Origin of the sequence: Streptomyces yerevanensis, assembly GCF_000716805.1 — a bacterium.
In the GTDB taxonomy this organism is placed as follows: Bacteria; Actinomycetota; Actinomycetes; order Streptomycetales; family Streptomycetaceae; genus Streptomyces; species Streptomyces flaveus.
This window is the reverse complement of record NZ_JNWJ01000112.1, coordinates 1-11,306: the sequence shown is the minus strand read 5'-3', so window position 1 is coordinate 11,306 and position 11,306 is coordinate 1. Positions and strand designations below refer to the sequence as shown.

Sequence of the window (11,306 nt, the reverse complement as noted above, 5' to 3'; positions counted from 1 at the left end):
CTACCACTGCCTACAGCACCGCAAGTTGTTCGACGAACACACCGCGTTCCCCACCGAACTCGCCGCCGCAGCTTGACGCGTTGGCATCGTGAGGTGTCTAAAGTCGCGGAGCCGACCGCCCCAGCCCAAGCGGGCTTTCCCCCGTCCGCCCGCAGCACGTAGCGCGCCGACGGGCGCGGCCAGCCGGGGCGGAGACAGGAGGCAGGCCGCGCCGCAAAGGCGGCGCGCCCCCGCGCCGTGCGCGGGGGTCTTGGTCCCCAGGGTGGGCGGCTCCGACGGAGCAACTTCCGGGACGACTGGATCAATGCGCGGACCAAGGCGGGCGTCACCGCAGACGTGCACTTCCATGATCTTCGGCACACGGGGAACACCCTGGCCGCGTCCGGTGCGAGCCTGCGTGAGCTGATGACCAGGATGGGCCACAGCACGCCGCGCGGCGTTGATCTATCAGCACGTGGTCAGCGGCCGTGACCGTGAGATCGCTGATCGGCTTGGTTCGATGATCCGCAAGACGCGGGGAGAGGCAGACACCTAGCGGACCTTGTGGCACGTGTGTGGCACGGCCGTGATCATGCGAAAGGGCCAGTTCGAGAGGATCAAGCCTCTGAACTGGCCCTTAGTCGTGTGCCCCCGGCAGGATTCGAACCTGCGACACCCGCTTTAGGAGAGCGGTGCTCTATCCCCTGAGCTACGAAGGCGGGGGCTTGTGGAAAACCTTGTTGAAAATCCAGCCTGCGGATCTTCGACGAGGAGCACAAGCCTGCTGGTCAGACATGGTGCGACGTCCTCCGCAGTACTGCTTGAGCGGACAAGGCGACGCACCAACGACCGACCAGGGACAGCGTAGCGGATGCGCGCCGACGAGGGTCCTCTGTATAGGGGCAGGAGAGCGGCACGGCGAGCTGGAGTGGCTCTGACCTGGCGTTTCTGTGGCTTGCAGCGAATGATTGGTGGACGTTGAGGGCGCGGGGACCGGGGGCGGTCACGTTCACGGGGTGTCGGTGCGGCGGCGGAGGACCGGGCGCAGGACCTCGATGACGCCGGGGTCGTCCACCGTGGACGGGATGGGTTCGTCGTGGCCGTCGGCGATGCCGCGCATGGTCTTGCGCAGGATCTTGCCCGAGCGGGTCTTGGGCAGGGCGGCGACGACCGTGACGTCCTTGAGGGAGGCGACGGCGCCGATGCGTTCGCGTACGAGCCGGACGAGTTCGGCCTCGACCTCGCTCGGTTCGCGGTTGACGCCGGCCTTGAGGACGACGAAGCCGCGGGGGATCTGTCCCTTGAGTTCGTCGGCGACGCCGATGACGGCGCATTCGGCGACGTCGGGATGGGCGGCCAGGGCCTCTTCCATGCTGCCGGTGGAGAGCCGGTGACCGGCAACGTTGATGACGTCGTCGGTGCGGCCCATGACGAAGACGTAGCCGTCGTCGTCGATGTGGCCGCTGTCGCCGGTGAGGTAGTAGCCGGCGTAGGCGGAGAGGTAGGAGGCGACGTAGCGGTCGTCGTCGTTCCAGAGGGTGGGGAGTGCGCCGGGTGGCAGGGGGAGCCTCACGACGATCGCACCGTCGACGCCCGCGGGCGCCGGCTCGCCCGAGGGGTCGAGGACGCGGACGTCCCAGCCCGGCAGCGGGCGGGTGGGGGAGCCGGGCTTGAGGGGAGCGGCCTCGATGCCGACCGGGTTGGCGACGATGGGCCAGCCGGTCTCGGTCTGCCACCAGTGGTCGATCACAGGGACGCCCAGCAGGGCGCTCGCCCAGTGGTACGTCTCGGGGTCGAGGCGCTCGCCGGCGAGGAAGAGGTAGCGCAGGTGGGAGAGGTCGTAGCCGGCGGTGAGTGCTCCCTTCGGGTCCTCCTTGCGGATGGCCCGGAAGGCGGTGGGCGCCGTGAACATGGTCTTGGCCCGGTACTCGGCGGCAACCCGCCAGAACTGGCCCGCGTCCGGGGTGCCGACCGGCTTGCCCTCGTACAGGACCGTCGCCGCGCCGGCCAGCAGAGGTGCGTAGACGATGTACGAGTGCCCGACGACCCAGCCGACGTCGGAGCCGGTGAACATCGTCTCGCCCGGGCCCACGTCGTACACGGCGCCCATCGACCAGCGCAGGGCGACCGCGTAGCCGCCGCAGTCACGTACGACTCCCTTGGGTTTTCCGGTCGTTCCGGACGTGTAGAGGATGTAGAGGGGATCGGTGGCGGCGACGGGGACGCAGTCGGCCGGCGGTGCGGCGGCGACCAGGTCGGCCCAGTCGAGATCGTCGGGCCCCAGCGCGGCCGGCTCCTGCGGGCGCTGCAGGATCACGCTCTTCTCCGGCTTGTGGACCGCGAGTTCGACGGCCCGGTCGAGCAGGGGCTTGTACGCGATGACACGCTTGCCCTCGATGCCGCAGGAGGCGGAGACGACCACCTTGGGGGCCGCGTCGTCGATGCGGAGGGCGAGCTCGTGCGGGGCGAACCCGCCGAAGACGACCGAGTGGACCGCGCCGATCCGTGCGCAGGCCAGCATCGCGATGGCCGCCTCGGGGACCATCGGCATGTAGATGACCACACGGTCGCCGTGCCCCACGCCGAGCTGTACGAGTGCTCCGGCGAAAGCTGCCACCTCGTCCCTCAACTGCGCGTAGCTGTAGGTGTGTTGGGCGCCGGTTACGGGGGAGTCGTAGATGAGCGCGGGCTGTTCGCCGCGGCCGGCTTCGACGTGCCGGTCGAGCGCGTTGAAGCAGACGTTGAGCCGTCCGTCGGGAAACCAGCGGTAGAACGGTGCGCCCGAGGAGTCCAGGGCGCGTTGCGGAGTGACATCCCAGTCGATGCCCTCGGCCGCCTTCAGCCAGAAGCTCTCCGGGTCCTCGGTACTGGCGCGGAAGACATCCTCGTACGTTCCCATCGCGCACTCCTTTTGTGGCATCGAGGGGCGGGCATGTTGCGGCGTGCGGAACCGTGTCGGACACAAGTACCGTATGCCGACCCGGCGTGGTCGAGCAGGATGCCGGAGACCGGCCGACCGATCACCGGCATCGAGGTGGTGGGGCGGCCTGACCGGCAGACCCCGCCCCGCCGTCAGGTGCAGCTGCTGCTCACGCGCCGAGGTGCTTACGGAGCCACTGGCCCATTTGCTGGATCGCCTGGTCCACCTCGGGTACGCGCCCGGCGCCCAGGACGAAGGAGTGCCGGCCCTCGGGCATCGGGTGAACCTTGGAGGTGACCTTGAGGTCCGCGAGGCGGCGACCGAGCCCTGTGACAGGATCTTGAGGTGCCCCCCCAAGCCCACGGCATCGACAAGGACGAGTGGTTCCGCCTGTTGCCCCTCATGGCCGAGCAGGCGCTCGCGTCCGGATCCCCGGCCAACAACCCCGTCGTACCCACCGTGGACGAGATCCAGGATCTCTACGCGCAGATCTACGCCTGACACCCGGCGAGTGAGGAACCCTGATGGCCACGACAGCCAGGTCCGCGCGGAGACGAGATGACGACCGATGACTGATACCGCCGCCGTCGAGATTCTCGCCGACGTCCACCGGGGCGTCGGCCGCATCCTCTTGAACCGGCCCAAGGCGCTCAACGCCCTGACGACAGACATGGTCGCCGCCATCGACCGCGTGCTCGCCGGGTGGGAGGACACACCGCTGTCCGCTGTGGTGCTCGCCAGCACCAGTACGAAGGCGTTCTGCGCGGGCGGAGACATCCGTACGATCCGCGAGCACAGCCTCGCCGGGGATGCCGAGGCCAGTGAGCGGTTCTTCGCCTCCGAGTACCGGCTCAACGCCCGGATCGCCGAATATCCCGTCCCGGTCGTGTCGCTCATCGACGGCCTGTGCATGGGCGGCGGTCTCGGGCTGTCCGTCCACGGCAGCTTCCGCGTCGTCACCGAGGGCGCGGTGCTGGCGATGCCCGAGACCGGGATCGGGTTCTTCCCGGACGTCGGGGCCAGCTACTTTCTGCCGAGGCTGCCCGGCGCGATCGGCATGTACCTGGGACTGACCGGGCACCGGCTCGACGCGGCCGACGCCCTGTATACGGGGCTGGCCACGCACTTCGTTCCCAGGGACGGGCTCGAGGGGGTCGGGGACGCCCTGGCCGACAACCCCGGCGACCCGGTGGATGTGGTCCTGAACCGCCTCGCCGGCCGTTCCCCGGTGGCGGGCAGCGGGCTGGCGGAGGTACGCGGGGACGTGGACTGGGCGTTCGGCGCGCCGAGTCTCGGCGAGATCGAGAAACGCCTGCGGCACCTCGACACCGCCTGGGCGGCAACCGCGCTGGCCACCTTGGAGTCCGCCTCGCCGCAGAGCCTGGAGATCACTCACGCCCTGCTGGCCCGGGGCAGGCAGCGTACGTTGCGCGAGTGCCTCGGCGCCGAACTCGCCCTCACGCGCACGACCATCCGCACGCCGGACTTCCTGGAGGGCGTGCGCGCGGCCCTGGTCGACAAGGACCGCACTCCCAACTGGCAACGTGCGTCGCTCGGCGGACGGACGCTGCCGTCCTGAGCATGTCCGCCGTGATCGCACTCCCGACACGCAGCGGGTGCGGGGGCTTGACCACGGCTCGGGTCGGTCGGCGTAGAGCCGTGTGGCGCGCTGTGTCGCGAGCCGTATGGCGTGCGGAATGGCACCGAGATGCCTGCAGCGGCGGCTCTCCGCGAACGTAGTCGCCAGTCGCCGTTGGATCGCCGACGGCGTCGTCGCCCCTCCGGTGACCGTGTGACCGTGCCGGACGGAGGGTCCGTGGCCGGCACGGTCTCAGCCGTTGTCGGGCACCATCGAGACCACGACCTTGCCGGCCTTGGTGCGGCCCTGCTCGACGTGCGCCATCGCATCGAGCGTCTGGTCGAACGGGAAGGTGCTGTCGATGACCGGGTGGAGCTTCCCGCTGTCGTAGAGGGCGCCGAGTTTGCGCAGCTGGGAGCCGTTGGCCTGCATGAAGAGGAACTGGTAGCGCACGCCCAGCGCCTTGGCCTGCTTACGGACCTTGCGGCTGAGCACGTTCATGACCAGGCCCAGGAAGGAGGGGGCGCCGAGCTGCTTGGCGAAGCCGGCGTCCGGCGGGCCGACGACACTGATGGCCAGGCCGCCGGGCTTCAGCACGGTCAGCGACTTCTCGAGGTTCGCTCCGCCCAGGGAGTCCAGCACCAGGTCGTAGCCGGACAGCACCTTCGAGAAGTCTTCCTTGGTGTAGTCGACGACGACGTCGGCGCCGAGGCTCCTGACCAACTTCTCGGTGTCGGTGTCCGTGGTCGTCGCCACCGTGGCGCCGAGGTGCTTGGCGAGCTGGATGACCGTCGAGCCGAGGCCACCGGCACCGGCGTGGATGAGCACCTTCTGACCAGGCTTCACGCGGGCACGGTCGACGAGAACCTGCCAGGCGGCCAGGGCCACCAGCGGCACCGCGGCTGCCTCTTGGAGGGTGAGTGAGGCCGGCTTGGGCGCGACGTCGTCCATGTCGATCGCGATGAACTCCGCGAAGCCTCCGATCCGCAGGTCGCGCGGACGAGCGTAGACCTCGTCGCCGACGTTGAGGCCGTGTACGGCGGAGCCGACCCGCGTCACGACGCCGGCCACGTCGTGGCCGAGCACGAACGGAAGCTTGTACTTCAGGACCTGCTTGAACTCCCCGTTGCGGACCAACTTGTCCAGCGGGTTGATACTCGCGGCGCTCACTCTGACCAGGACGTCGCGGTCTCCGACGGTGGGCTCGGGTACCTCCGCGGCGCGCACGCCGTCCTTGCCGTACTTCTCGACGACGAATGCCTTCATGCCGGCCGCCTTTCTGCGTGGGTGTTCGGGTGGTCGATGTGATTCTTCGCGCAGGTCCCCTGTGCGCCCGTTTCTCGCGTGCGGCCGGGTTGATGTGCTGGTCATGACGCTACCGGCTGAGTATAGAAAAGTAAACTCAGGTGAGGTCGGGGTCGCCCCCATGGATGCGAGGACCGAAGCTCTTCAGGGCGCCGGCACGGACCCCCGACTCGGCCGGGACATGTCGAACTGCTCGATCGCCCGGACCCTTGAGGTCGTGGGTGAGAAGTGGACGATCCTGATCCTGCGCGAGGTCTGGTACGGCTCGTCCCGGTTCGGCGACTTCGAACGCGTCCTCGGCTGTCCTCGCGACCTCCTCGCGGCGCGGTTCCGGACGCTCGTGGAGGAAGGGGTTCTGGCCGCCGAGGCCTACAAGGAACCGGGCTCACGGAGCCGGCCGAAGTGCGTGATCACGCCCAAGGGCATGGACCTGGTCCCGGCCGTGATGGGGCTCCTGCAGTGGGGTGACCGTTACCGCGCCGACCCGGAGGGCCCGGCGGTACTGGCGCGACACCGCGGATGCGGCGCGCACGTCGACGCCCGGATCCGCTGCGAACGGGGCCACGCCGTGCGGGCGGAAGACATCGAGAGTGTCCCCGGCCCTGCATTTCGGATGAGGTCTGCCGAGTGAGCTGAGCGCGGGTTGCGTCAGGTCGAGAGGTCGCAGGCGTCCTGCACGGCCGCAACGCTCACAGCTTCGACAGGTGGGTCAATGGGTGCCGACGGACTGCTCCGCAAGATCGGTTACGGGAAGTAGGTCCTTGCCGACGCCTGGAAACCGACCCCCTGACGGGCCCAACAACCGCTTGACTACGTGGTGTTGGGCCACAGTCGCATAGCCCGTGTTCAGGATTCCGGGTCAGGCCGGTGCGGTGCAGTCAGGGCTTTGTGGGTCGACTCCAGGATCTTCTCCGACAGTTCTGTGCCCGCCGTGGCCCGGGCGAGCAGGATCGCGCCGACCAGAGTGGCCACCATGGGAAGGCCGTCTTCGGCGTCGGTGGACATCCATGCGGCGAATTCCTCGACCCCGGCTGCGTACGTTTCGCGCACCTCCCCGGCTGTGGACTCGCGAGCCATGTCCCCTGCGAATCCCGCGGTGGGACAACCGGTGCCGGGCTGGTCACGGTGTTCGGCCGACAGGTAGAAGTCGACGAGGGCGCCGCGTGCGGTGTCGTGATCGCCGTGGGCCGTATCGAACGACGCCAGGAGCAGGTCGAGGTCCCCGAAAGCGGCTTGAGCCGCCTCGGCGATCAGGGCCTCCTTGGAGGGGAACTGCTTGTAGAAGCCGCCCGTCGTCAGCCCGATGGACTTCATCAGATCGGCGACGCTGATGCCGTTCACGCCGCGCTCCCGGAAGAGCTGGGAGGCCGCGGCGACCGCCCGCCTGCGGTTCTCGAGCGCTTGTGCTTGCGAAACGCGACTCATCAGTCACCTGCCCATGTTAGATAGTGCATCACATCTATCGTATGCGAAGTGCCGGGCGGCCAACCGCAGCGCCCTCTTTCCGTACGCGCACTCTTTCCATGCGACCCCTTCCCGCTGTCGCAAGGTGAGGAGCTCGTGGCCCCGCATTCGAACCGGAAGGGGCTTCCGGGCGTGCGATGCATCCGTTCCAGGGTGCGGTTGCGAGTCCGAACCTGACCGGCCGCCGGCCCTGTGGCCCCGCGTGCACGTCGAGCAGTCTCCGGCCGCGGGCAGTGACTGACGGCGTCGGGGGTCGTTGACCGGATCGCTTTAGATAGCTATCGTAATCTAAATCGAGGCCGACGCTTCGGCCCCCTGCTCATCCGCCGGACCAGAAACGAGATCCACCCCATGACCACGCAGAACAAGACCGCCGTCGTCACCGGTGCGTCCGCCGGCCTGGGTGCCGCCTACGCGCAGCGCCTTGCCGACCGGGGCTACGACCTGATCCTGGTGGCCCGCAACACCGCGCGGCTGGAAACACTGGCGTCGGACATCCGCAACCGCACGGGCCGCGCAGTGGACGTCGTCACCGCCGACCTCACCGATGCGGCGCAGATCTCCGTGGTCGAGGAGCGTCTACGGACCGACGAGAGCATCGCGGTATTGATCAACAACGCCGGCGGGTCGCTGTTCACCCCGCTGACGACCTCCGACGCCGCGGCCTCCGAGGCACTGATCAACCTCAATGTGACCTCGCTGACCAGGCTGACCACCGCGGTTCTGCCGGGCCTGACGGCCCGCGGGCACGGCACCGTGGTGAACGTCTCCTCCGCCCTGGCTCTCAACATCCTGCCCGTCAGCGCCGTCTACAGCGGCACCAAGAGCTACGTGCTGACGTTCACCCAGGCCCTGCAGCAGGAACTCGCCGAGAGCCCCGTAACGGTGCAGGCCGTACTGCCGGGCGCCGTCCGCACGGAGTTCTGGGACGGCTCCGGCCTCGACCTCGCGGCGTTCCCCGACGAATGGATCATGAGCGCGGACGACGCCGTCGACGCGGCGCTCGCCGGCCTCGACGCCGGGGAGCCCGTCACCATCCCGTCACTGCCCCAGATCAGTGACTGGGAGTCGTTCGAGAAGGCTCGTCAGACGCTCGTCCCGAACCTGTCGCAGCGGGTTCCGGCCGCTCGCTACCGCGGCTGACAGCCGCTCCCACTCCGGTGCCGGAGTCCCTTTGTGACAACGGCACGACCGCTGCTGCACACGACCGATGCGTCCTCCGGCGCGGGGGAAGACCGACGCACTCGGCGTCCTCCCTGTACAAACAGCCGGGGCCCGGCACCGCCTGCATCGGCGGCGGTCATGTGCGCGGCTGCAAGCCCGTCCGCACCGTCGACCGCCCCTCCACGCAGCCTGCCTTCCACGGTGGAAGGCCACCGGGCCCATCCCGGCCGGTCACCGCCTACGCGCTACCAGCGGGGCAGGCAGCCCGCCACCCCGCAGCTCTCTCACCCTTTATCTGAGGAAACATCCATGTTGAACGCCCTGTGGAACCCGATCGTCGCCGGGGAGATCTCCCTGCCGCACCGGCTTGCAATGGCCCCCATGACGCGGGACCGGTCCACCCCGGAAGGCATACCCACCGAGCTGAACGCCGAGTACTACGCCCAGCGCGCCTCGCACGCCCTCATCATCACCGAGGGCACCCAGCCCAACGCCGACGGCCAGGGCTACCTGCTCACCCCCGGCATCTACTCCGAGGAGCACATCGCCGGCTGGCGCAAGGTCACCGACGCCGTGCACGGCGTCGACGGACGCATCGTCATCCAGCTCATGCATGTCGGACGGATGTCCCACCCCGACAACACCCCCCACCACCGGCAGCCGGTCGCCCCCTCCCCGGTCCGGCCGGCGGGCACCATGTTCACCCCGTCCGGCCCTCAGGAGATGCCGGTACCGCGCGAACTGTCCACCGAGGAGGTCGCCGCGACGGTCGAGGACTTCCGGCGCGCCGCGGCGGCCGCCGTCGCGGCAGGCGCCGACGGCGTGGAGATCCACGGCGCCAACGGCTACCTGGTGCACCAGTTCCTGTCCGACAACACCAACCAGCGCACCGACCAGTACGGCGGCTCCATCGACAACCGCATCCGCTTCGCGGTGGAGGTCGCCACCGCGGTAGCGGACGAGATCGGCGCCGGCCGCACCGGCTTCCGGATCTCTCCCGGCAACCCGTTCAACGACATCGCGGAGAGCGACACCCACGAGCTGCACCCGGCACTCGTACGCGCCCTCGCCCCGCTCGACCTCGCCTACCTGCACATCGGCCACGGCGGCGACGACGAACTCCTGCACACCCTCCGCAAGCTGTGGCCGAACACCTTGGTTCTCAACCGGGCCGGCACCGACATCGCCACCCGCGCCAAGGACATCGAAGACGGCCTGGCCGACATCGTCACCGTCGGCGTGATGGCACTCGCCAACCCCGATCTCGTCGAGCGCGTACGCACCGGCGCACCGCTGAACACCCCCGACCCCGCCACCTTCTACGGCGGCGGCGAGGCCGGCTACACCGACTACCCCACCCTCACCGCCTGACGAACCCTGGCCATACCGGTCCTGGCGGGCCGGTATGCCCAATGGCCCCATGGAGGTGCCACGTGTCTGATCACGCTGCTGTTGAACTGAGCCCGGAAGCGATCGAGTTCGCGGACTTCATGGCCGGACTGGCGGTTCCCGAGTCCGAGCTGGATGCGATGCGCATCGTGTCGGAGGGCGTCCATCTCAAGGCCCGGGAGCCGGAAGGCGTCACCTACCGGGAGGTGGACGCGGGTGGCGTTCTGGGAATCTGGTGCGAACCCGTCGACGCCAACACCGACTACGTCCTCCTGCACGGTCACGCCGGGGGCTCCGTACTGTCGTCGGCATTCGTCGACCGAAAGCTCGCCGGCCATATCGCCAAGGCCGCAGGGGCCCCCGTACTGGTCCTGGACTTCCGGCGGGCACCGGAACACAAGTACCCGGCTCAGGTGGACGACGCGGAGGCGGCCTTCAGCTGGCTGCTGTCCGAAGGGTATGAGCCGGGAAACATCATCACGATCGGCCACTCGATCGGCGGGTTCATCGCCGTCGCCCTGGCGCTTCGCCTCCGCGACAAGAAGCAGCCGCTGCCCGGCGCCATCGTGTCGATCTCCCCCTGGTGCGACCTCGAGATCGCCAACGAGACCATGGCGACCAACGCCGAGACGGACAAGATCCTCAGCAAGGATCTGCTGGGGTTCTTCCGGGAGGCCTGGATCGGCGGCACGGGCATCGAGTTCACGGACACCCGGATCAATCTGAACCGGGCGGACCTGAGCGGTCTGCCCCCGACCCTCGTCTCCTGGGGAACGTACGAGGTCCTGGCCGGCGAGGACGAGGAGTTCGCCGCCCGCGTCAAGGACGCCGGAATCGACACGGCGACCGTCGTGGTCCCCGGAGGCCAGCACTCGTACGTCTACGGAGCCTGCCGGGTTCCGGAGGTCGACGCCGCCATCGCACAGATCGGCGCGTGGGTCCGGGAGAAGACGAAGATCTGACCTGAGCGACCCCGGGGAAGTTCAGGCGCGGCAGTCGCAAGATCCGCGCGCCTGTCGGATCGGGACGGTGGACGGACGCCGACATGGCCTGCGGTGGCACGCAGGTCCGCGACGCCCGCGATCTCGTCCCGGTCCGGCAGGCGAGGGTCGGGACGGCCGACCACAACGGCGGCTTCAGCTACGCGCGCACCGCCGCGCGCGAACAAGCTCGCCGACTCTCGGGTCGCCGTCCGGGCCGAAGATCCGTCGCATCTGGTCGACACGACAGCGACGTCGCCGCAGCCGTCGGGGACGTACCCACCCGACGCTCCGCCCTTCAGCGCTGCGGACGGCCGGCGCCAAGCTCGCAGTCCAGCAGGCGAACATCCCCGTCGACTGAGGGGCAACGGCGGCGGAGCATACGGCACTCAGCTGATGTCTCACCGCCGTCTGGCCCGCGACCGCGAGGCCGATGGCTCACGACCTTCAGGACCTGAGGCGGGCGCCTGTTCCCAGCCGGGCGGTGACGTCACGGGGGGTGAGGGTGGAGTGTTCCGTGGAGCAC

At 69.0% G+C, this 11,306-nt stretch carries 9 protein-coding genes, 1 tRNA gene and 1 pseudogene; 7 read left to right on the top strand and 4 right to left on the bottom strand.

The window, feature by feature from the left end; all coding sequences use genetic code 11:
• Positions 1 to 249: 249 nt before the first annotated feature.
• A pseudogene (locus OP79_RS53275) lies at positions 250 to 535 on the top strand (tyrosine-type recombinase/integrase); the annotation flags it as partial.
• A gap of 90 nt (positions 536 to 625) precedes the next feature.
• On the opposite strand, the gene OP79_RS47030 reads toward OP79_RS53275, so the two are convergent.
• A tRNA-Arg gene (locus tag OP79_RS47030) sits at positions 626 to 698 on the bottom strand.
• Between the two features lie 290 nt (positions 699 to 988).
• The gene (locus tag OP79_RS47025; RefSeq protein ID WP_033329360.1) at positions 989 to 2,878 is read right to left on the bottom strand and encodes a propionyl-CoA synthetase; all 1,890 of its coding nucleotides are present in this window, start codon (positions 2,876 to 2,878) and stop codon (positions 989 to 991) included.
• A gap of 366 nt (positions 2,879 to 3,244) precedes the next feature.
• Between OP79_RS47025 and OP79_RS55775 the strand changes: the two genes are divergently transcribed.
• Complete coding sequence (locus OP79_RS55775) at positions 3,245 to 3,400, top strand: hypothetical protein (RefSeq protein ID WP_157857518.1); 156 nt, start codon at positions 3,245 to 3,247, stop codon at positions 3,398 to 3,400.
• Positions 3,401 to 3,467: 67 nt separating this feature from the next.
• The gene (locus OP79_RS47020; RefSeq protein WP_033329359.1) at positions 3,468 to 4,478 is read left to right on the top strand and encodes an enoyl-CoA hydratase/isomerase family protein; all 1,011 of its coding nucleotides are present in this window, start codon (positions 3,468 to 3,470) and stop codon (positions 4,476 to 4,478) included.
• A gap of 252 nt (positions 4,479 to 4,730) precedes the next feature.
• Here the strand turns inward: OP79_RS47020 and OP79_RS47015 are convergent, their stop codons facing one another.
• On the bottom strand, positions 4,731 to 5,744 hold the full coding sequence (locus OP79_RS47015) for an NADP-dependent oxidoreductase (RefSeq protein ID WP_033329358.1): 1,014 nt from the start codon (positions 5,742 to 5,744) through the stop codon (positions 4,731 to 4,733).
• Between the two features lie 160 nt (positions 5,745 to 5,904).
• Here OP79_RS47015 and OP79_RS47010 point away from each other — a divergent pair, with 160 nt between their 5' ends.
• Positions 5,905 to 6,414, top strand: a complete 510-nt coding sequence (locus OP79_RS47010) for a winged helix-turn-helix transcriptional regulator (protein ID WP_051745779.1) — start codon at positions 5,905 to 5,907, stop codon at positions 6,412 to 6,414.
• 215 nt (positions 6,415 to 6,629) lie between these two features.
• On the opposite strand, the gene OP79_RS47005 is transcribed toward OP79_RS47010, so the two are convergent.
• A complete protein-coding gene (locus tag OP79_RS47005) occupies positions 6,630 to 7,208 on the bottom strand; it encodes a TetR/AcrR family transcriptional regulator (protein WP_033329357.1) in 579 nt (192 codons plus the stop codon).
• Between the two features lie 390 nt (positions 7,209 to 7,598).
• Between OP79_RS47005 and OP79_RS47000 the strand changes: the two genes are divergently transcribed.
• The 3 genes from OP79_RS47000 (at position 7,599) to OP79_RS46990 (ending at position 10,762) form a co-directional block, all read left to right on the top strand.
• The gene (locus tag OP79_RS47000) at positions 7,599 to 8,390 is read left to right on the top strand and encodes an SDR family NAD(P)-dependent oxidoreductase (RefSeq protein ID WP_033329356.1); all 792 of its coding nucleotides are present in this window, start codon (positions 7,599 to 7,601) and stop codon (positions 8,388 to 8,390) included.
• Positions 8,391 to 8,720: 330 nt separating this feature from the next.
• Positions 8,721 to 9,782 carry an alkene reductase gene (locus OP79_RS46995; protein ID WP_033329355.1) on the top strand — a complete coding sequence of 354 codons (1,062 nt, stop codon included), beginning with the start codon at positions 8,721 to 8,723 and terminating at the stop codon, positions 9,780 to 9,782.
• Between the two features lie 62 nt (positions 9,783 to 9,844).
• Positions 9,845 to 10,762, top strand: a complete 918-nt coding sequence (locus OP79_RS46990) for an alpha/beta hydrolase (protein WP_033329354.1) — start codon at positions 9,845 to 9,847, stop codon at positions 10,760 to 10,762.
• Positions 10,763 to 11,306 lie beyond the last annotated feature (544 nt).